14 protein-coding genes are annotated in these 21158 nt (G+C 63.4%); 3 read left to right on the top strand and 11 right to left on the bottom strand.

The window, feature by feature from the left end:
* Positions 1 to 129 precede the first annotated feature (129 nt).
* From JOF55_RS21720 to JOF55_RS21735, 4 genes are read right to left on the bottom strand one after another with little or no spacing between them, the layout of a single operon-like run.
* Entirely contained in the window at positions 130 to 1152 is a 1023-nt protein-coding gene (locus JOF55_RS21720; protein ID WP_310277557.1) for a hypothetical protein, read from the bottom strand.
* A complete protein-coding gene (locus JOF55_RS21725) occupies positions 1149 to 3461 on the bottom strand; it encodes a DUF6571 family protein (RefSeq protein WP_310277559.1) in 2313 nt (770 codons plus the stop codon). Before JOF55_RS21725 ends, JOF55_RS21720 begins: the two co-directional genes overlap by 4 nt.
* Before the next feature lie 3 nt (positions 3462 to 3464).
* Complete coding sequence (locus tag JOF55_RS21730; protein WP_310277562.1) at positions 3465 to 3791, bottom strand: hypothetical protein; 327 nt, start codon at positions 3789 to 3791, stop codon at positions 3465 to 3467.
* Positions 3784 to 3912: a hypothetical protein gene (locus tag JOF55_RS21735; protein ID WP_310277565.1), complete on the bottom strand. Its 129-nt coding sequence runs from the start codon at positions 3910 to 3912 to the stop codon at positions 3784 to 3786. Before JOF55_RS21735 ends, JOF55_RS21730 begins: the two co-directional genes overlap by 8 nt.
* Positions 3913 to 4482: 570 nt before the next feature.
* On the opposite strand from JOF55_RS21735, the gene JOF55_RS21740 reads away from it, so the two are divergent.
* Genes JOF55_RS21740 through JOF55_RS21750 form a run of 3 tightly spaced genes read left to right on the top strand, consistent with a single transcriptional unit; the run spans position 4483 to position 5910 of the window.
* The gene (locus JOF55_RS21740) at positions 4483 to 4827 is read left to right on the top strand and encodes a hypothetical protein (protein WP_310277568.1); all 345 of its coding nucleotides are present in this window, start codon (positions 4483 to 4485) and stop codon (positions 4825 to 4827) included.
* Positions 4824 to 5387, top strand: a complete 564-nt coding sequence (locus JOF55_RS21745) for an NUDIX hydrolase (protein WP_310277571.1) — start codon at positions 4824 to 4826, stop codon at positions 5385 to 5387. Before JOF55_RS21740 ends, JOF55_RS21745 begins: the two co-directional genes overlap by 4 nt.
* Positions 5380 to 5910 (top strand): SRPBCC family protein, encoded by a 531-nt coding sequence (locus tag JOF55_RS21750; RefSeq protein WP_310277575.1) that lies wholly within the window; start codon positions 5380 to 5382, stop codon positions 5908 to 5910. The genes JOF55_RS21745 and JOF55_RS21750 overlap by 8 nt, the downstream gene beginning before the upstream one ends.
* Positions 5911 to 6119: 209 nt before the next feature.
* Here JOF55_RS21750 and JOF55_RS21755 read toward each other — a convergent pair whose 3' ends face one another.
* The 7 genes from JOF55_RS21755 to JOF55_RS21785 all read right to left on the bottom strand — a co-directional run bounded on the left by JOF55_RS21755 (position 6120) and on the right by JOF55_RS21785 (position 21023).
* A complete protein-coding gene (locus tag JOF55_RS21755; protein WP_310277578.1) occupies positions 6120 to 7958 on the bottom strand; it encodes a GmrSD restriction endonuclease domain-containing protein in 1839 nt (612 codons plus the stop codon).
* A 294-nt stretch (positions 7959 to 8252) separates the two neighbouring features.
* On the bottom strand, positions 8253 to 9650 hold the full coding sequence (locus JOF55_RS21760) for a sigma-70 family RNA polymerase sigma factor (RefSeq protein ID WP_310277582.1): 1398 nt from the start codon (positions 9648 to 9650) through the stop codon (positions 8253 to 8255).
* A complete protein-coding gene (locus tag JOF55_RS21765) occupies positions 9637 to 14388 on the bottom strand; it encodes a DEAD/DEAH box helicase family protein (RefSeq protein WP_310277585.1) in 4752 nt (1583 codons plus the stop codon). The genes JOF55_RS21760 and JOF55_RS21765 overlap by 14 nt, the downstream gene beginning before the upstream one ends.
* 41 nt (positions 14389 to 14429) lie before the next feature.
* Entirely contained in the window at positions 14430 to 17447 is a 3018-nt protein-coding gene (locus JOF55_RS21770) for a hypothetical protein (protein WP_310277588.1), read from the bottom strand.
* Between the two features lie 371 nt (positions 17448 to 17818).
* Positions 17819 to 18118 (bottom strand): DUF4190 domain-containing protein, encoded by a 300-nt coding sequence (locus JOF55_RS21775; RefSeq protein WP_310277592.1) that lies wholly within the window; start codon positions 18116 to 18118, stop codon positions 17819 to 17821.
* A gap of 44 nt (positions 18119 to 18162) precedes the next feature.
* A complete protein-coding gene (locus tag JOF55_RS21780; RefSeq protein ID WP_310277595.1) occupies positions 18163 to 18552 on the bottom strand; it encodes a hypothetical protein in 390 nt (129 codons plus the stop codon).
* A complete protein-coding gene (locus tag JOF55_RS21785; RefSeq protein WP_310277598.1) occupies positions 18549 to 21023 on the bottom strand; it encodes an AAA family ATPase in 2475 nt (824 codons plus the stop codon). The genes JOF55_RS21780 and JOF55_RS21785 overlap by 4 nt, the downstream gene beginning before the upstream one ends.
* Positions 21024 to 21158: the final 135 nt, after the last annotated feature.

Below are 21158 nucleotides of genomic sequence, written 5' to 3' on the forward strand. Positions count from 1 at the left end.
CGTTTTTGCAGTTTCGCGCGAAACTGCATTTTTCTCCGCTTCAGTGGTTGCCGACAGGGTGGGTACTGTCGGCTTGTGCCGGTTCCGCGTTGATGGTTGCCCAGCGGTTTCCAGCATCACTCGGTGGGCTTACTGCTCCGGTAGGTGGCAGTCATCGTGGTAGGCGGCGGCACTTGCGGAATGCTCTTGTAGCTTTTCGTCGGCCTGTATGTACCCGCCCCCGTCCGGATCCTGGACATAGGCACGGTAGGACACCGGCTTTCCGCGGCAGGTGATGTCGTAGCGCGGCATCGCGTGCTTTGGCGAGTTCTGATACGCCCGGGCCAGCACACCTCGATACGTCACCACCGCCAGCCTCCGGTGCCCGGGTGCCTCGTGGTCGTCCGCGACACCGGCGCCGACTCGGACTTCGCACGTGCTCAGCAACCTGCTGGGTTCGGGAGTTTCGAACAGCCACACCTGCTGATCGTCAGGAGTGGCATTAGGCAGTCGCGTCAGAATGTTCGCATTGCACGATCCGCCGTGGTCCTCGGTCTCCTCCCAACGCACCGGGTCAGGATACGGAATTTCCGGCAGTTTCTCCGGCAACGGCAGCGACCCTTCCGAACACCCGAACCGCTTCCGCGCACCATTGGTCATATCCACCATCAACCGCGCCATCGCCAACCGCGCCTTCGGATTGACCTGCTGCGGCATCTGGATGTTCACCGAGGCTCGCAGTATGGACATCTCGGACCCGCGCGTGCACGGAACCCACATGTTGGCCCAGTTAAACGTCACAAACCCCGGCAGGGTGCCGAGTGGTACCAGCAGTGGATCCGGTGGCGAAAACGCGCCAGCAAGAGAACCGGTCGGCTGGTGATTGATCAACATCCCGATTTCCGAACCGAGTACACCACATTCAAGCGAAGGTTCACTGAGGTCGAGTTCGCTCGACGAGTCCTCACGCTCGGGTTTGCGCAGGTCCGCTGCGCGGACCAGGTCAACCATCAACTGCGGATCCACCATGCCGCCGCACGACAGGTACTGTGGCGGTGCGCGCACCCATTTTGGTACTTGTTCGCCTTCACCGCTAGAGCAGCTCGTTGCCGTCAGCGCGATGATCGTGCTCAACATCGCCAGTCGCACCCGGCCCAATTTGCGGAGCATCATTTGGTCTCACTCACCGGAACCGGGCGGTTCCCCGTCGCATCTGCATAAACGTTCGCACCGGTGTCGTAACCCTGTCCCACTTCAAAATGATCGACACCATCGCCATACGGATTGTTATCCGAAACCCACCTATTGTACTTACCGGGCAACGAACCGTCCGATTCGAAGATCCGGTTCGGGTGGTTACCGAGCTCTTCCTCGCCCGGGGCGATCGGTGGCGGTGGCGCCGAGTCCTTCCACATCTCGTGTTCCCACAGCGACTGGGCCAGCAGTGCACTGGCATCCTTGCGGCCGCTTGCCTGCAACTCGGAGGTCTCCTGAGCGACGATGTGTGAGCTGTCCTGCTGAAGGGCCCCCACCGCCGACTTCACGGTTTCCGCACCGGCAGCACCCACCAACGCGCCACCGACGCCGCCCAGTGCCGCGCCACCCCCGGCCACGGCCGCCGTCGTCAGCACGCCACCAGCATTGATCGCGGAATTGTACGCAGCGTCCTTACCATCATAGAATTCGTCAACCGCATATGTCCTGGCTTCGTCCAAGGCACCGAGCACCGTGGACGACTGCTGCGCGACATCCGCCATGTTCATCCGGCGATTCTCGAGCGACTGTGTCTCATCGGTTGCGATCTCGTTGAGCTTCAACTCGGTGTAGACCATGTTCGCGTTACGCATCTCGGCGTAGGCATCGGGATCATAGGCCGCCGACCCCATCACCTGATACAGCTCAGCCTGATTGAAACGCGCATGGTTGATCCCATTCTCGGAATGCGCCCACTGCGGATCGTCCACACTGAGGTTGTAGCTCTGGGCGCTGTCCTCGGAGGCGCCGTGTACATCGCCCATGTAGCCCGAGATCATATGCCCGATGCTGTCCCGCATCGGTGGCGGCACCGCGCCGCCCGACGGGTCCCGGTTGGACTGCTCGCTGGTCGCCAGTTCATGCACTGTCCCCGACATCACGCGTGCGGCTGCCTCACTGCGGTACTCGCCCTCCAGCGTGGCCGCCTCCAGGGCTTCGCCGAGCATGTTCTGCCCCAGCTTCTGGGCCTGTTCGGAGGCCTGCGGCGCATGGTCGGGATAACCGCCGCGCTCGTCGAAGTCCGCGGGCCAGTCTCGCTCCAACAGATACGGCAGCGTCTCCGGGTTCCGCTCAGGGTCGAAGAAATCGTCGGCGGCTTCCGGGTTGTTGTCCATCGCGACCATCAACCCCACCAGCGGGTCACCACCCTTGCCGTGTTCATCGACGTAATTCAGATCGTCGACGGTCCCCTCGAAGGGATCCGCACGGTCGGCCGCGATCAGCGCATCGCCCACCGGGTTCAGGAACTCGGCCGAATACTCCCCGCTGTGCAGCAGCGTTCCCACGGCCCGATACCCCTCGTCACCGGAAGCCTGCGCCGCCGCCATCAGCCGATCGGCATACTCACCGGCCCTGCTGTCGAGGCCACTGTCGTTGTGCACGTCTCTGCCCAGGTATTCGCGGCCTTCCGCGCTGGTGCCGGTAGCCAAGGTTTCCCCCAGCTCGCTCTGCAGGGACTTCAGCACATCGAGCTTGTTCGGCCCCTGGCCTTCACCGTGGAAGCCCCAGCCGAAACCCGTACTGCCGACCTGCTGCGAGAGCCGCAGCAGTTCTTCGGGCGGGACGTCCTCCAGGAACTCGCCGGCGAAAGCGGGATCATCGCCATGGTTGCGCAGCAACCGCGCCAGCCGCTTCGCCTCGTCGAAGCTCAGTTCATCCGGCGGCTGGGAAGCCAGCTTGGCAGCCCTCCCGGCAGCCTGCTCCTCCTCGCGCCGCTCTTCCGTCAGGACTTGCTTGAGGTTGGCGTAGGCGACATCGGCAGCCTCCGCCGCGCGAGCAGCCGCTTGATCCGCCTTCGCGGCCTTGCCGATGATTCCCTCTATCTCGGCGACATAACTTTGATACTGCGCTTCCGCGCCCGCCGGATACGAGATCTTGCCGTCGTTGCTGATCGACCACTCATCCTTGTCACGGTCGTTGATCTCGTTATCGACAGCCTGAAGCTGCTGTTGGCAGGTGTCGATGTCCTCAGCGGCAGTGATCAATCCCGGGCCTGCGGGCTGCAGGTCGTCGCGATACTTCTCCATCTCCTTACGAATGTGCTCAACGTGCTTGCACGCGGCCTGGGCTGCTTTGCCCTTCCAGATGCCATCCAGCTCCAGCGTGTTGCACACGCTGCACTGGAAGTCCGTGATCTGCTCGTCGAAGTCCCGGGCCAGCTTTTTCCACGCCTCGCCTGCACGCCGTAGCAGGGCAGGTTGCGCCGCCATGAGCATCGAGTAGTCCATGCCCTATACCCCGTTCCCGTTCAACAGGTCCATGGCCCACTGGTCGGTGCGCCGATACTCATCGACTGCGGCCGTAAGCCGGTCGTCCACATCGGTTGCCCAGCGCCCGTAACCTTCGATATTGCGTTCGCAGGTCGCCTGCGCCTCCTCCAGCTTGGGGGCGAACAACCAGCCAGGATGCGCCCGCACTGCTGCGGCAACCTCCTCGGTGGCTTCCTGTGAGAGCGTGACCATCTTGTCGCCCACGTCGCGGGCCGTGCTACCGATCTTCAGCAATTGCTCCAGGTCGGCCTTATAGCCGCCATTGCCGCCCCCATCACCATCAAGCACTCTCAGTCACTCCCGTTCCACCGGTGACCTGCTGGCTGAAGTGGGCGATGGTCTGGTCGGCGGGACTGTCTCCCAGCGGAGTTCGCCGCTTGACCATGCTCATGTCCTGCAAACGGGGCATCGAGGTGGTCGGCGTATTTCCGGGAGAGGGCGATGAGCTCGTCGCCGGCTTCGGGAGTGACCTGGTACTGGCCTTGGTTGGCCGAGGTGATGATGTCCTGTATCGCGTTGTTGGTGGCGGACGGACTGCTTGCCACCTGTTGCGGATCCGTCATGACGGCTTCGCTTCCCCCAGCTGCTCGCATACGCGCGCTTGCGCCCTCCAGCGGCCACACTGTACTGATCATGGTACGGAGGGTCAACGCACGACGTGAAACAGCTTCACAGCGGTGCGGTACATGCGGGAGGGTTGGTCAATTTCGCGAGAAATTGACCGACTCCGAGTCGGCGTCAGGGGCGACTGAGCATGATGTGAGCTGCGTTTTTGGTTCCTGCGACCGTGGCGGATGTGGTGTTTTTGCAGTTTCGCGCGAAACTGCATTTTTCTTCGTGCTCGGCCAGTACAGGGGCGCGCTTGACGTGTGATGGTCGTCGGGATCGTGTTCTGGTTTTCGAATCGGGTCTCGTCTCGGGCTGACGGAGGCCGGGGCCGCAGGCCGGTGCCCGGGGGAGGGGTGGTACCGGCCTGCGGATGAGGGCCTTGGCCCATCAGCCGGACGAACTCGGCGGAGTACCCATCGAGGCAGTGATCGCCGTCCTCCGCGCCGAAGGTGTTCTGGAAGTCGATCGGTCCGGTTCCACACGACCTCTCAACGAACATCCCTTGTTCGAAGAGCCGACAGCTCCGTTCCCGTTGTTTCCGCAGGGATGGCCCCGATATGGGCAAGAGCAGCTTCCCCGGGCTGAGTGGCTGCACCGGCATACCCTCAAACTCGCCGTTCCGCATGCCGATGATGGCCTCGCCGATGCCTATCTTCAGGCGTTCGAGAAAGTGCTCACACACCACCACGAGTTCAAGGAGAATCAAGCGGTATGAGTCTGCCCGAGATCGCCACCCTCACCGACCGGGACGCCGCTGATGGTGTGCAGCAGCAGGTGGTTGGCGCTGTCGTCGACCGCCAGGGAGGCGCCTTGCTGTTGCGGCGTTCTGCCGGGGATTTCCGTGGCGGTACCTGGGAGTTGCCTTCCGGGAAGGTCGAGCCCGGCGAAGACCTCACCACGGCGCTGCATCGCGAGGTCATCGAGGAAACCGGCCTGGCTCTCTCCGAGGTTACCGGCTATCTTGGCCCGTTCGACTATATCTCCGGTAGTGGTAAGCACACGCGTCAGCACACCTGGTCGGTCACGGTTGCCGGTGCCGAGGAGGTCCGGCTCGGCGAGCACGATGCGTATGTCTGGGCAGGCATCGACGATGGGCATCCGGTCAGCGTGGAAGTGAAAGCCGTGCTCGATCGGCACTTCCATTCCCAGCAGAGCTGGGATCTCCGGTTGGCCTTGGTGCTTCTGAAGTTTTCGGCAAAATTTCAGAACCCACGGCTGGTCGGGCATACTTGCCGCGACGTAGCGGATAGACGGGCGGGAGAGCGACGTGCGTGACGTGGACGGTCCGATGGTGGAGCACGAGGTGCACGTCGAGGCGGACCCGGCTCTGGTGTGGGAGCTGGTGACCGACATCGAACTACCCGCCCGGTTCAGCCCGGAGCTGCAGCGCGTGCGGTGGTTGGACGGTGCCGACCGGCCGAGCTTGGGTGCTCGTTTCGAGGGGCACAACCACAACCAGGTGCTGGGCGAGTGGTGCACCGTTTCGCATGTGGTCGAGCTGGACGTCCCGCGTGTGTTCGCCTGGGCCGTGGTGGATCCGGACGGCCGCTACGGTGAGAACGCGGCCGATCCGCAAGCGCCGATGGCCACCTGGCGGTTCGACCTTGTCCCCGAGGTCGGCGGTGCTCGGCTGCGGCACGCCGTGCGGCTCGGTCCGGCCCGGTCCGGGCTCCACTTGGCGATCGACCGGATGCCGGAGCAGGAGGAGGCGATCGTCCGGCACCGGCTCGCCGACCTGCGCACCGGTATCCAGGACACGCTGCACGGCATCAAAGCCCTCGCCGAGCAACCCCGGTAAACCTTGGTAGGCCCGCACAACACTGTTGCTGCTTGCATAGCAGCGCCCAAACGAACTGTGCTGAGGTCGGCTGTGCGGTCGGTGGTGCGGCAGTCTGCGACACCAAGGACCGGGGCGGGAGCATTGCAAGATTGTAGCGGCGAGCTGGTTGCAACTCGCCGCTACGAGCGTTTCAGGAGCGTTTTTTGCAGGGCGTCGGCAGACGTTGCTCACTCGTCGGCATCGTCGGCATCGGCTTCCTCCGGCTCGAAACTTTCCGGTTGATCGGTGCCTGGCTCCTGTACGATCCGGGTTGCGGGTTTGCCCATCGCCCGGTCGATGAGTTCCAACATCGTCGCAGAGCGTGCCGCGAAAAACGCGTCGAAGTCAGCAGCGCGAAGGGCGCTCGGGTCGATGTAGTGGCTCCGCAGCAGGTCATCCATTGCGTCCGAAGCGAGGCCGGCCGCCTGGCTCACTTTCTCCACGTATTCCTTTGGTGACCGGCTACCGATCATACGGTTCGTGTATGCCGAAAGTGCTGTCTTGTTGACAATGCTTTCTCTGCGGTCGGGGGCGACACCCTGGTCCTGGCACCACTTCTTCGGGAAGATGTGGTGAATGTCCACGTTGTGGTTGAAAAAGGATGCCAGGTCGAGGTGCTGCTTGTGCATCCAATCCTGGCAGCCTTCGCGCATGAGCAGGGCATAGGTACCCTTGTACGCCGCGCTGTTACGTGTCCGCATGGTGAGGAGTCGCTGCTCATGGAAGGTGGCATCAGCGACTGTCTGCGGTTCGCTCCCGGATTCTTCTTTCAGCCACTCGATGACACCTTCCAGGTCACGGGCGAACCTGGTTTCGACCGAGCCCCCGTACATCTCGCCGAGGACGCCCGACCAATACCATCTCTGCAGCTTCGCAGCGTTGGAGTAGATATCGGTTTCCCGGCCGACCATGGCACGAATCGCGGCAAGCGGAACGAGCTGAGTTCGATACGGCAGATCCTGGGCACGGAAGATCCGTTCACCGTTGAGGAACGAGGCCGCCCACAGCAAAGCCTGCTCCATCCTGGGGGCGATGTCGAGGTACTCGCGCAGGGTCAGCCGCAGGATGTCTCGACGCTTGCAGGATACGCCCGGTGCCGTCTCGGTGCTCTTTCCCGCATCGATGTGTTCTCGACGGCGCTCATAGGTCGCGACCAGCGTAACCGCCTGCAAGAAGTCCGTGTTCTCGAAAGCTTGGAGCACGTTGTGTGGTTTGAGGCTCTTGTTGATGCGTTTCCAGTCATCGGAGAGCCGGAAGTCGTCGCCGTGCTCGTCGTAGTACCATTGTTCCCCGGCGAAGGTCGCCGTCATAAGCTCGAAGACATTGAGCGGAACGCCCCCGGTGTTGACCTTCTCGAAGACGCTGCTGACTGCTTCCTTCGGGGTGTCGTTGGTCAGCTTGATCACCGGGACCATGTAGCCCTGGATCTTCGCCAGCACCTCATCCTGGAAGCGTTCCCAGATTTTCTGCCGCGCCCCATCCGTCTTGACGTACTCGAAGATCCACTTGGTGACCGAGCCGCCCTCCAGAGCACGCGAGAGCGGGAACATACCGGCCGCGCACTCCAGTTCCTGCGTGGAGTAGTCAGCGTCGACCCGACGGCCGAAGTCGGACCGAAGCACCTTGTCCTCGGGCACGGACACGATCGCGTCGTCACGGTCGGCCTCGTCGCCGAGGGATTTCTCGATGTCGATGTAGTACCAGCGCCGGAGACGCTGCTTGCGGGCATCGAAGGTATCGACCGGTGTATCCGCCTTCAGGGAGCGGAACAGCGAGGTCAACCGCTGCTGACCGTCGAGCAGTAACTGTTCCGGCTCCACGACGTCACCGTCTACACCGCTGAGTGGCTTCGGTTTGAACCGCACCGCATCGTTCCCAGTTTCCAGGGTCATCACTACACCAATCGGGTAACCCAGGCTCACAGTTGCGAGTAGTGATTTGATGTGGTCGTCATCCCACTTCCAGTCACGCTGGAAGTCCGGAAGCTGCACCTCTCCCTTACCGATTTCGTTGAGCAGCTCGCCCAAGGGCAGGTCGGGACTTTCGAAGGGCATATGCTCTCCTGTAATTGTCGGTTCTGGCCGTGTCCGGTGGTCTTCGATGGCCGCGCGCTGGTGCAGGTGTCCTCGACGACCTCGCTGCCAATCCTCCAGCCCGGTGCGTCAACTCGCGTTACTCCGCCCGTGATGGCTCCTACTACGACGGTGATCGGCAGTCATCGTGATCTTGTTACGGGGCACAGTACAAGACCCGGTGGCTGAGGCGAGCAATAACCCTGGACCCTGGGGAAGATGGCCTACAACCTCGGGGTGTGGCACCAGTTACGCGAAATCGGTAGTGACCTCCGTGGAATTTTCAGGATGAACCGGAGAAAAAAGTACCGTGAGTTTCTTGATCGCCTTGCTTTCGATCTGGCGGATTCGTTCGCGTGTGAGGCCGAATTCTTCACCGATGGTGTCAAGAGTTGCGGGATCACCGATGAATCCATGGCGCCGATGGAGGACATATTGTTCCCGGTCGGTGCACTGTGCCAATGCTCTCCGGATTTCGTCGGAATCGAGCGAGCGCAGGTCGGGCTCCGGCACGGAGCGATGGCGGTCGGCGAGGTCGGACAGGGTTTCTTCGCCGGAGGTGTCCAGCAACTCCTCCAGAGAGCACGTAGTGGGCAACTCGGTCAGCAATCCGCGGACTTCGTCCTCGGCCATCTCGTTGTGTGCGGCGATCGCTGCATGATCGACCTCCTCGCCGTTTTCCCGCAGAGCACGTATCGCACCGTGCACGCGGTTCAACTGCTCGACGAGATGAACCGGGTATCGGATGGTCCGAGTCTGATCGGCCAACGCTCTGGTGATTGCCTGCCGGATCCACCAGGTGGCGTAGGTGGAGAACTTGTTTCCCCTCGTGAAGTCGAACTTCATGACCGCACGGATGAGGCCGAGGTTACCTTCTTGGACGAGGTCGAGGAGGTCGAGACCACAGCCGATATAGCGCTTCGCGATGGAAAGGACAAGCCGTAGGTTCGATGTAACGAACTGTTCGAAATCTTTGTCTCCCTGCCTGGCCACCCACTCCAGGACTTCCTTGGAATGGGGCGACTCCTCCTCGGCTTCCAGTAGCTGCTGTGCGAAGGCACCGGCTTCGATCGACTTCGCCAGTTCGACCTCTTCCGAGGCCGATTGGATCAGTGGAAACCTTGCTACCTGCTCCAGGTATACCTCTACAAGATCCAAGAAGGGAGGAGGCTTGTTCTGTGCCTTGTCTTCCTCTGTTTCGAACGAGGAATTATCGGCCGCCCCCTTCGTTGCCTTCGTGGCAGCGGGTGTGGTTACGGGCTCGACCGGTTGAGGCGGTGGTGGTGCGGTTGTCGTCAACTGGAGATCGGCGAGGGAGATCGCTGACGTGTCCAGAGTCTCCGAACCACGCAACACGTACACAACAGAGTAGCCGGGATATCCCGTCGGAGGCGAGGCATCGGCATGATCCTGCGCGCTGTGTGTCGCGGGTGCTGCCTGATCGGCCAGCTGGTTCGGTAATGGTATTCCGGCATCCAGTAGTTCCCGAAGAAGCTGCCGGATCTCGTTACTTGACATCTTGTGCTGTCGGACCACGGAGGAAACCGCCGGAAAGGAAAGCGGCGCCTGTCTGGATGCTTCGATTAGCGCGGTGGCGGTGGTACTGTGTGACGCCGCTTCCTGCGGAGCACTGCTAGCGGGATGCATCAGTACTCCCTTCGGTCACTCCACTGTCGGATGGCACCAACTTCTGGAGCAGTTCCAGTGCGGCACTGCGGGACAGTTGCTCGTGGTATCGCTCGTTGCTGAAGCCGCGCAGACATCCGTAGCAGCTTGTTTCCGCACCGCATTCGCACCGAATCACCCTGGCCACCGCGGTCCGGACCACCGCGATGAGGTTCTGGGCGATGCGCAGCGTACTGCCCGCCCCGCCTGGTGTGGTGTCGAACAGCACGAGGGAGAGTTGCCCGTCGACGCCGCGGTGCACGGTGCCGTCGATGTCGTCGCGGCTGATCTCCAATTCCACGGAGGCACCCTCCAGCAGTGCGTACACCGCGGAGCGGAAGTTCTCCTCCGGATTTCCCAACACCGTCAGCGGATCGAAGCGAAGTTCGACGAAGTCGGTTTCGTAGCGGTGAGCCAGGGAACTCGCGATCAGTGGCCCGGTGCACGTGGTGTCCTTGAGCAGATGCGGGTGCTCGCGCGGAGACTTCTGCGTGGCAGAGATGCCCCAGCCGCACCACTGGCAGATCCGGAACCCTGCGCGGCCGGCACCCTCACTGATCACGACGAACTGGCCACGGGCTCCGACACGCCAGTCCAGTGTGCCTCCGCCGGGGAACCGAGTGGTGCCTTCGTCGACATCGGCATGGGAGTCGAGAATGTACGTCGCAGTGGACCCCGAGCGTGGGGGAGCCTGCGAGGAGCCCTGTTTTTTGGCCTCGGAAGCCACGAAACCGTACGTGGGCTCGACATAATGTCGCGCTGCCCGGGTTTGTGGTGCATGACAGGAAGGACACGTGGGGTCGAGCTGGTCGATGGATTCACGGTAGTGGCCGCATTCCTCGCACACGGCGTAGTAGCGGGTGACCAGATCACGACCGGGCAGCCGGTAGATGCCCCCGGATGTCCAGCGGTGACCACCCGCGATGATCTCAGCACCGGGTGCGTAGTCCTTGATCGCCAGACTCAGGTCCCGGGTCAGTTCGAGCGTTTGATCTCTGTCCTCGCGGGTTCGGTTGGTGCGCAGTTCCACGGTGTCCACGGGAAATCCGTACTTCGGAAGCACGTTGTGATTCGCCAGGAAGCCGATGAGAGGACGGTTGTAGAGCGTGCGCAGGACCTTCTTGCACTGTTCGGCCATCGGGTACTTTTGTTCGCGCTCGGCTGTCTTGCGGCGCTGTTCGAAGGCGTCGACATCCTGTTGCAGCTCGCTGCGGGCGGTCTCCAGTAGGTCCACGAGTACCTCGACCCATGCGTCGGTGGCGACGCCGATCTCCTCATGCATGTTCTTCGGTAGCACCGTTTCCAGACTGGCGCGCACCGCCGCCGGTACCGGCGTGAGGAAGTTCCGCACTCGCAGGGCAGGGATCACATGGTCGGGTGGTGCCGGGGCGGGAGCCAGGAAGAATTCACCTGCCGTGCGCCAGGTTTCCTGATGCTGGTCCCGCATCGCGCGGAAGAACGCGGCCAGGGCGATCGAATGGGCATGGCGCCGGTCGATGCGGACGTTTTCCAGCGGAATCACCGGTGCCCTGGTTTCGCCGGAGATCATCTTCTCGGGTTCGGCGAACCGGGAGAGGTCGTGCGAACGCCGTTGCGCATAGGTGACCACGAGAGCCGCCGAGTCGGTGCGTCGTCCGGCTCGGCCAGCTCGCTGCACGTAGTTCGCGGTGGTCGGCGGCATGTTGCGCAGCATGACGGCTTGCAGTTCACCGACGTCGACCCCGAGCTCGAACGTGGTCGAACACGACAACGCATTGGTCTTGCCTTGGACGAAATCGGTCTGAATCTCCGCGGCCTTCTTACTGGTCCACTGGGCGGTGTGCTCCTGCACACGCATCGGAACAGGAGAGGAAGCCAGGTACAGGTGGCGATAGTGGTCGCGTTCCTGCTCGGCACTGGTGCGTTGCCAGGGCTGCAGCGTTCCGTCGCAGCGCATCGTGGAGCAGACGCCTCGTACCGATACACCGGCAATGCGGCGGCACCGATCGCACTGGTAGAGCACTGTCGCCTCGTCGACCTGCCGGAATCGCAACTTGCGGTGGTCGATGCGGCGCACGGTTCCGAGTTGGGAAAACGAATCGGAACGGAACCACTTCTGCGGACCGTCCTGCGCGTTGGCGGGATCGAGGTCCTGCCACAGCTCGTCGAGCAGCGCATTGGGGTCACGATCACTGCCCAGCTCCCGAAGCACGCGGGTGAGGTAGTCGGCACGCCGATTGGTTCCCCTGGTGGGCACCCAGCTGAACACCCGCTTTTTCGAGTCCGAGCCCTGGCCGCGAACGTAGATCGGGCCGCGGCGCGGGGCGAATTCCTCGTTGCTCGGGTCGACTTCCTCGGGCATGTCGAGGGCACCTTGAGTGCGCAGAATGCGCAGAAGCTCTTCGAGCAGGCCCCAACTCTCCTCGGTACCGAGCCCGAGGGCGGTGAGGCGTTCCGGTGGTTGCCATGTCGGTTTCCGGTCCAGCTCCACGCGGATCAGACCCACACCTTCCAGCGATTGGCGATCGTCGTAGCTGATCGTCTCCTGCATGACCCACAGGGATACGGCGTTGCGGCGGGTGCTGCGCGAATCGTCCTCGTGGAAGGTCTGCGAGCGTTTCGTGGCACGCAGCGTGAAGTCGACGACGTCCTCGACGGTGGCCCGCTCGTTGTCCTCGACTTTCGCCCAGTGCTGCAGCGCCAGCATGATCAGCCGACGGTGTGACAACCGCTGGTGGGTGTCTTGCAGGTACGGCGCGAAATACGCCGCCATCTGGCGACTGTCGCTGAAAAACAGCAGTTTGCGTCCCTGACCGGCATGTTCGGCGGCTGGGCCGGTGGTGTCGGGCGGAAGTGCCTGATAGAAGGACGTGGCCAGTACCGAGGCGGCGGCTTCGCTCCCGCTCTCCAACAGCCGGATAGGCCGGGTTCCCCGCGCACCGCACGCAATACAGGACTTCAGCGATTCGCTGCTGGAGTTGATGAGCCGAACCGCACGCAGTTCGGTGCCGGGGCAGTCTTCGTGCGAACAGGTTGCGGATTCGTCGGTATGCACGGTACCGCAGCCGATGCACAGGTACCGGCGGGTTGCCTGTTCGGCTTTCCCACCATCGAGCAGGGCATCGTCCTCGTCCTCGATGGCCGTTCCGTCGATGTCACGGTCTTCGAGCAGCAACCACGCATGGGAGCGATCCACCCCGGAACGCCAGGGGGTGTGCCGAGGCACGGGCCCCGAGTTGTCCATGGCCCCGTGCAGGTACACGGTGCCGCATCGCCGGCACCCTGCCAGCTCGAAAACTCGGCGGAAACAGTGCTCACACTGCTCGCGGCGACTCAAACTCAGGTGCGGATCTGTTTCGGTCAGGCAGCTGAACGCGCCTTCGGTGGCCCGCGTGAACAGGTGAAACCGAGTGGACAGCACCGGCGATCCGGCCGGGTCGTGGACGAGACCGGCGAGGGTGACGAGGTTTGTGGTGGCTACCTCGGCCATGGTGCGGTCATCATCGGTGTGCTCGGTGAACAGTTCGGTGGCGATGTTCTCCAGCGGCTGGGGCCCTTTGCTCAGCGCAGTGTGCAGCTTCCTCAACCGCGCTTCGGTGCGTAGGGCATCGGCGGCCTGGCCGTGCCCGTGCCAGCCGTGTGCGCGTGCCATCCGGAGCAATTCGGTCTGCGGATCGGAGACCGTTGCCAGCTCGGCGTATGCCGAGGAGGGCAGCGGGCCCCAGGCCGGCCCAGCGGGATGGGTCAGCGTGCTCGCGGTGACGAGGTCTTGCCGGTCGGGGTTCGCTGATTCCCAGTGGAAGGGCAGACCGAACAGGTTGGTGGCGAAGTCGGTGACGGCCTCCGGGGCACTGTCGGCGCCGACGGTGGCGCTGGTCGCGATCGCCTGGAGGTCGTGATTGGCTCCGACCCGGTCTCGGAGCCTGCGCAGCAGCATGGCCAGTTCACTGCCTTTCGCGCCGTCGTAGACGTGGGCCTCGTCGACGACGATGAATTTCCACTGCTGGGCGTGGGTGGTGTCGAACAGATCCATGTCCTGCGGACGCAGCAGGAGATATTCCAGCATCGCGTAGTTGGTCAGCAGCAGATGCGGGGGATTGGCGCGCATTTCCTGTCGGCTGAGCAGTTCGTTGGGCAGCGGCTCGACGCCGGGATTGAGATTGCGGAAGTCTTCTTCGGCTTTGCGCCTGTCTTCGCGCGTGTCACCGGTGTAGCGGCCGAAGGTGACGTCGGGCATCGTGGCCAGTAGCCGACGGAACCGTGCGAGCTGGTCATTGGCCAAGGCGTTCATCGGATACAGCAGCAAGGCACGTACTCCGGGTCCCAGGGCGCCTGCGGCTCGTTGCTCGGCGAGGTGCGCCAGGATCGGCAGCAGGAACCCCTCGGTCTTTCCGGAACCCGTCCCGGTGGCCATCACGAAATTGCGGCCGGCTCGTGCCTTGCGCACCGCTTGCTCCTGGTGGCGGTGCAGCGGTCGGTCCGCGGGCAGTTCGGGCCCGGTGAACGGGAAAAACTCGGGGCTGAGTACCTCCTCGTCGACGAGCTCGGTGATGGTCGCACCGGGCTCGTAGGCGGGTGTGGACTCCAGAAGTGGCCCTTTGGTGAGAAGTGAGCTGTTGTCGACCGTCTCGTCGAGCGCGGTGGCCAGCGAGGTGTCACGCAACGGCAGCAGGGAACGCAGGTAGCGGCGGTAGGCCTCGTTGATCTGCGAGCTCGTGTCCAGCGGGTTGAATGTCGTCATGATGAGTCCTGCCTGGTCGATGTCTTGTGGTGAGTCGGTGTTCAGTGCTCTGGGGTGTATCGGCGGTTGGCGAGGAACTCGGCGAGCACGAGATCGTCGGCGGCGAGTTCGGCCACGTGGGTGGCGATCTCCACCCAGGCAGGTCGTAAGCGTTGTTCGACGCGCGCGGCCGTGCTGTCTCCCTGTGCCGCGATGCGTGCGACGAGTGCCGAGCCCAGGGACAGCGTCGCGATCTGTGCTTGCTGGTCGTCGCCGATTGCGCCGCGTCGATGCAGTACCTCGAACAGCGGCGTATAGCCCGACGTGGTGGCGAAGGATTGCAATGCCACGAGATAGTTCATCGGTTCCTCGGGCAGCTCGATGTCGCTGAGGCTCCGAGTGGCCGCAGCTGTTGCCGTAGCAGAGCGTGCTTCCGACAACAGCGGCGGTGAGTCGGTTTCTGCCGGAGGTCCGCGGCGCCCGGTTAGTACGTCGAGTGCAAGTGAGGCACACCGCTGTGACAGCTCGTTGAGCAGGTACTCTTCCTCGGGTTCCAGCTCGGCACGGTCCCACTGCGGATCATCGGAAAGATAGGGCAGCAGCGGACTGGTCAACAGCAATGCGGGCAGCGGCGCCTTCTCCCACATCGGTCGGATTTGAGACGGGTCGGTAACGTGGCGGAAGCAGTGCGCGGCGAGCCCGGACCGGATGAGTGTAGCTACGAGCTCCGACATCGTCAGTCTGGCTTCGGTTGCCGTCATCAGTGAGCTCGTGGGGGTTGCCCCCAGGCGGGCCGCGCACTCTTGCGCGGTCCTGCGTCCCAGTGCAGAACTGGGAGATACGTCGGCGCGTGCCGCGGTCACCCACAGCAACGGCAGGGCATCGATCTCTTCGGGAAGCGGGCTGTGCCCGGCGAGATAGGAAGCCATCTGCTGAGCGGCCGAACTGGGCAACGCCGGTACCTGGTTTTCGTCGCCGACACGGAACATCGCTCCGGACCGGGGAAGCTCAGCAGGACTCGGTCGGTCATTGGGTATCTCGGTGCCGGTAGGTAGCACCGTGACCAACAAGGGACCGCCATGGCGGAAAGGTGCTCGCAGGACGAGTTCGTCAGTACCTTCGGGCAGCTCCTGCGTTTGGGCAGTGACCCACGGAGCGAAGAGGGCGTGGACGCTGACACGCAGTGTTTTCGCTGGTATCCGGTTGATGAGCTGTAGCCGGTCACTGTCGCACCGCACCCCCGAAGCAGGCCGGGGAATGTACACATCCGCAACATGTGCTTCCTGTGTGGGTAGCTTCAGCTGAAGCCGCAGGGAGCCGTGGGTGCCTACAGTGTCGGTGAGGCTGGAGAGGTTGTAGCGGATCACATCGGTGGAGGACACGCGGCTTCCATCCAGATGCTGGGCCACGGTGCCCGTGTCGTCATGTGCGATCAGTCCTGGAATTTCCGCGTATTCTTCGCGCAGCGATTTCGGCAGGGACAGATCGAGCTGAGCACTGTCGTGCAGCTCGTGGAGCGGGAAACTCAACGGCTTGGTTTCCCACGCCCCGGGACGGCCCTGGATTCGTTTGCAGAGGGCGGTATGTGGGGGTTGCACCCACAGGTGCAGTACCGCACCGTGCTCGCCGGTCAGGTGTAATTCGCTCCAGTGCCCGATCGTGCTTGCAGACAGGTGAACGGAGTCCGGGACGGCGCGCATACCGGCCTGCGTTGTGATTGCTACGTTGGCCGAGTAGAGGGAACCGTCGTCCCGGAGCATGCGCAGCCGAGGTTTCGACTCCACCTCGATACCCTCTGCGACGGTGAACTTCTTGTTGATCTGCTGTTTGTCGGGAGCGGTAGCTCGGAGACGGAAACTTCCTACGGCTGGCTGCGGCAGCAAATCGGCCAAATCCACGGCTTCGCCGCTGTGCGCGAGGTAGCTCGATGTCTCCTGCCCAGTGCTATCCTCGGTGATTTCGACTTCCCAGGAGTCTGATCCCTCGCCCGGTAATCGGAGCCGGGGGGCTGTGGCGTACACCGGATCGCCGTCGGAATCATAGAGCGCCGGGACCGCGGAATCGGATTCGAATACTGGCTTACCGGAGGAAAGCTTCGTTGCCTCAACGCGTCGCCACGGTCCGAATCTCGTGCCGTCGGCATCGCTGTGCTGCATCGAGCGGACGGCACGTGTTCTGTCCAGAAGCACCTTGCCCAGCCACCACCGGGGCCAGCCCGGAGGCGCAACCGACTCTTCGAGGATGCGCTGTTCGCCCTCGAAAGCCTCTGGGGAAGGCTTGCCGCGATGGAGAAGCCATGCCTCGGATTCCTTGACCGATTCGTCGGACGGTATGAGGCGCCCATCGTCATCGAATATCAGCAGCGGGTTGGCCGGATCCACCGCCGGCAGTGTGCGGGTGTTTCCGAACAGGTCGCGGCATTCGACGGTTGCTGCTGGGTGCGGCATGATCCACCGATCACCTGACAGCGGGCACGCGACGCCGTCGGCATGCACACTCCACTTATGCGGGTGACCACCGGAGATCGTGACCGATACTGTGCCCGTGGCGATGCCGAGCCGCAGTTCGGGAACACCCACGTCGGGAACGGCGATTCCGGTGGCCGCGAGCAGCAGTCCCAGCCCGGGAACCTCGTACGCGGACAATCGCTCGCCGAGGCTGGAATCGTCGATCAGGTGGTACCAGGACTGCGCCCAGCCGCGAAGCCAGGGCTCGACGGCGACCCGCGGGTTCGTTGACGGTGCTGCCGTGTTGCTGTCGCCGGTCGCTTCGGTGAGAAGTTGAGCCAACTCGGCGATGTAGGCGCGACGGTCGGTCGCGGAGGCGGCAAGGCCCACCATGGTTACCAGGGTGCAGGCAGGCCACCGCCGGAACACGGTCAATGGATCGGTCTCGGGGGCTTGTTCGGCTCGAAGTCGTTCGTAGGCGCACAGCGCCTGGAAGAGCAGGCGCCTGCGGTGCTGCGAGTCGGCGGAACCGTCGCAGCGCAGCGAGGCAAGAGGGTCCTGTCTCCAGAATTGCTCACTGTCCTGGAGCAGTTTGAACGCATCGATGGACGTGTTCGTCGGGTGCTGTGGCACTGACGTGTCCGATGCGTCTGGAGAACCTTTCGGCATTGCCGACTCGGTCCGCGGCAGTGATGCCGTGTGGGATACAGATGTTCTTCGACCGGCAATGTCGGTATCCGCGGTCATGGCGCTCACCGCTCCTCCCTCTTGCTCGCAAAGGCGTTTTACCGTTCCGCCTTGTTTGTTTCGTGTGGTTACCGACTGCAATGAGCTGTTTGCCGGCAGTCGTCATTTTTCGCCGGGAGAGTGAGCGCCCGAACTCGACGACATCATCGTTGGTGGCAATTGCATGCACATCTGTCGATGCTCGATCGTTGTCGAACTGTTCCGATGGCGATGGGCTGCTCAACACAGCTCGAATCGCGTATTCCGAACCCGGCGGGTCAGCCCGGGTAGGCCAGGAACAGCAGAACCCACAGCACGCACACGAAGAGCCCCACACTGCCGGTGGCCACGCCGGTGATGGCCATGCCGCGACCGGGGAGGTTGCTGTATAAAGAGACCCCGCCGAGTGCGAGCGCCACGATCGTCAACGGCCAGGCGACCAAACCGACCAAGGGCACGAAACTGAACAGGACACCGAGAATACCGCACACCATCGAGGCAACGGCCATGCCTTTCGGTTCGGGATGACGCACCGGCATGACCGGTATGAACGATGGCTGCTGCGGAACATGAGACATGTCGGAAACCTCGTGTTGGTATTGCGGAATTGAGTGTTGCTGTTTCATACCAGCTGTTCGGGGCTACTGCCGCTCCGTGGGTCGAGAGAGGCCACGAGTTCGACGAGCCGGCGTATCTCGGTTTCTGTCGGGGACAGTTCGAAGGCGTGGTGGTGACACGCCCGGCTGAGCCCGTACCAGGCAGCTTGAAGATTCTCGGCGACCGAGCTGCTCATTCGCGCTCGCAACAGGATGAGGCGGGTGCGCATCGTAGCCGCGTCCGCCGGAGTGTTTTCCGCCCGGCACAGTGCCCGAGTGATGTCCTCGAGCGCTTGCCTCCCGAGAAAAGCCGCGGCGCGGGGAGCCCGATGCCGCGGGATGCTCGTCGTCCCCTCCAGTACTGCCCGCGCGCCGACCAGGAGTCGTGCGGGGAGCTCGTCATCAGTGGTACTCATCGGCGCCCCTGCAGCAGATCGTTCACTGTCTCGTCGAGATCCCTCACGGTGCCGATCGGGTTGCGAGTCAGCTCTTCGTGCGTGCCGCTGCTGCACACCTCCAGGGTCGGTGCGCGCCAAGGTTTTGCTTGGCACCATTTGGTGAGATCGGCGTCCGCACGGTCATACAGAGCCAGCGAGACCCGTGGCTTGACTCGCGTGGTCGCATTCCACGTATCCTCGGTGTCCACCTTTGCGGCACCGGTTGCGTACCGGCGATACAGGAAGACGTCTCGGGCTGCTGCCTCGACCGCCATGCGGCACAAGCCGGGCAGCACACGTGCTTTGACCTCCGGGGCGACCTCGGGGTCCTTGGCCAGTGCACGCGCATCACCGATGTAGTGGTGCGCCGGGTCTGAGCCGGGGGTAGTGGTCACGACCGAGCCTTTTCCACGCGTGACTTCCAGAATGCGGGCATGTGCCCCGGTGCGTCGCGCGGCTTCCGGCAGGCGGTCGTCGTGGGAGAACACGATGACCTGCCTGTCCCGGGCAATCCGGGAGAGCACCTGCACGAATCCGTCCACTTTGGTTGGGTCCATGGCTTGGACGGGATCGTCGAGGAGGACGAAGCGAAGCGGACTCTCGGGCATGGTGGCACGCGGCAGGAACAGCGCCAGCGCCAATGCGTGCAGCTCTCCCTGGCTCATCACGCCGAGCGCCCCTGTCTGTTCGCCGTCGACATCCGCGTGCAGGCTGACCTTCCGTCGAGGGCCGCTCCCTTCGAGGGTGATCGATCCCAGATCGACGTTGCTCTCCTGGCGCAGTTGCGCCCAGATCTCGCGGGCCCGCTCGGCGAGAGGTTCGAGTCGCTGGTTGCGCAGATCGTTGGAGTTGCCTTTGAGCCATGTGTGGGCCTTTTTGACGCGTGCGAGCGTGTCGGCCTGCTCGTGTGCCGTGCGCGCGTGGCCCAACCAGGTGGCGACTTGTTCGGCAAGAGGGGCCCACGCATCTTCCCGCTCGGCAAGCGCGGTGGCGGCTTCATCACGCAGTGCGGACACGGCTTCGGCGAGCTCGGCATAGGAGGCGGCCACGTGATCGGCCAGCGCCGAATTGTCGTCCGGAGGCTGCATCCATCGGGCATGTGCCGCTTGCGCGCGGGTCAGTGTCGACAGCTCGATGTCCCGGGGGGCGGTAGGAGTAGGGACCCGGGCGACGAGTTCGCGCAGATGTCGGGCTCGATGGTGTACCGCATCGCGGGCTTGCCGTGCTGCGGCCAGCCTGGCCTCGTCCTCGTTGAGTTGCGCGAGGACGCGCTTGCCCCACTCGTCGTCGAGGGTTCCTTCTCCACAGACCGGACACGGGGTTTCTCCGTGCTGATGCTGGAACTCCAGGGCCTGACGTAGCAGCACGGTGCGGTGATCCTCACCGAGCAAGGAATTTTCCAGCAGGATGAGCTCTTCGGCGAGGGTTGAACGGAGGGCGCCGACAGCGTCATCGACCTCCTGCTGAGGCGGAACCCACGCGTGTGCCAGTTCCTGGAGCCGGGTGAGAGCGCCGTCGGATCGCGTGCCTGTTCCGGTGACAAGCTCCTGGATCCGGTTGAGGTCCGGCTTGCGCTTGCGAAGTAGTTCCCGGACCTCTACCGCGCGCTCATCGGTGCACGCTTCGAGATGCGGGATGAGTGCTTCTCGAAGGCTCTTGGCGGTCTTTTCGGGCTCTCGGAGCCGTTTGACGGCAGCTCTGAGTCGCTGTGTCGCGTCGGAAAGCTGTTCCAGGCCGAGCAGGTTGGCCAGTGCGTCGTGCAGTTCGCTCGGTCCGGCCTCCAGCAGGCCACCGAGTTCGTCGTAGGACAGGATGGGCCGGTGCAGTTCGAGCGCGTTTCCCCAACCGAGAGAGCTCGTGCCCGCCTCGCGGGACTTCCCGTGTCGCTGTGTCCACGTTGAGCATTCGGTGAGCATGGCCGATTTCGGCCAATCAACACCGACCGTGGTAGCGCCCGCGCCTTCCTCTGCCAGCCGCACCCGGATAGCCGGGCTCGCACCGTCGTGGATGTTGCGCCAGTTCTGCTGCCAGACCACCGAGTTCTTTTTCTTCCAGCGGTAGCTGTAGCCGGTCAGTGCCAGTTCGAGCGCCTCGGCGAAGCTGGATTTGCCGGAGCCGTTGCGGCCGGCGACGATCGTGAGGCCGGGGCCGGGAGTCAGCTCCAGTGTGGCCGTCGGTCCGACCCCTCGGAAGCCGGTGACCTCGATGGCGGAGAGGAAAGCACCGGCAGGTTCGGGATCGGATTCGTCGGTGTTCTGCCTCGTCGGTGGCTGCGGTGGTTGTTGCGGTGGAGTGGGCTCCTCACCGAGCGCCTCGGTGAGGGCTTGCTCGCTTTCCAGCGCGGCGAGGATGATCATTTCCGTGTCCTCGCCGAGTGCGGTGTCCTTCTCCGCCAGGTTCAGGACGGTCGAGACCAATTGTCCGTTCGTGTCATGGGATTCTTCGCTCATCGGGTTTCCCGTCTTTCGGAGCTGGGGAACTCGCGCATCACCGCGCGAGCGTGGCGGGGAGAGGGATGTCCCTGGCCGGGAAGGGGCACAGGTGCGGCAGGGAACCTCGACCGGTCAGCGGGGCCGGACGGCAGG

The sequence above is a fragment of the Haloactinomyces albus genome (assembly GCF_031458135.1).
In the GTDB taxonomy this organism is placed as follows: Bacteria; Actinomycetota; Actinomycetes; order Mycobacteriales; family Pseudonocardiaceae; genus Haloactinomyces; species Haloactinomyces albus.

Bases quoted from the DNA above. Each gene is read 5' to 3' on its own strand.
- JOF55_RS21720 (WP_310277557.1), bottom strand. From the start codon at position 1,152: ATGATGCTCCGCAAATTGGGCCGGGTGCGACTGGCGATGTTGAGCACG.
- JOF55_RS21725 (WP_310277559.1), bottom strand. From the start codon at position 3,461: ATGGACTACTCGATGCTCATGGCGGCGCAACCTGCCCTGCTACGGCGT.
- JOF55_RS21735 (WP_310277565.1), bottom strand. From the start codon at position 3,912: ATGCCCCGTTTGCAGGACATGAGCATGGTCAAGCGGCGAACTCCGCTG.
- JOF55_RS21740 (WP_310277568.1), top strand. From the start codon at position 4,483: ATGAGGGCCTTGGCCCATCAGCCGGACGAACTCGGCGGAGTACCCATC.
- JOF55_RS21745 (WP_310277571.1), top strand. From the start codon at position 4,824: ATGAGTCTGCCCGAGATCGCCACCCTCACCGACCGGGACGCCGCTGAT.
- JOF55_RS21760 (WP_310277582.1), bottom strand. From the start codon at position 9,650: ATGCATCCCGCTAGCAGTGCTCCGCAGGAAGCGGCGTCACACAGTACC.
- JOF55_RS21765 (WP_310277585.1), bottom strand. From the start codon at position 14,388: ATGACGACATTCAACCCGCTGGACACGAGCTCGCAGATCAACGAGGCC.
- JOF55_RS21775 (WP_310277592.1), bottom strand. From the start codon at position 18,118: ATGTCTCATGTTCCGCAGCAGCCATCGTTCATACCGGTCATGCCGGTG.
- JOF55_RS21780 (WP_310277595.1), bottom strand. From the start codon at position 18,552: ATGAGTACCACTGATGACGAGCTCCCCGCACGACTCCTGGTCGGCGCG.
- JOF55_RS21785 (WP_310277598.1), bottom strand. From the start codon at position 21,023: ATGAGCGAAGAATCCCATGACACGAACGGACAATTGGTCTCGACCGTC.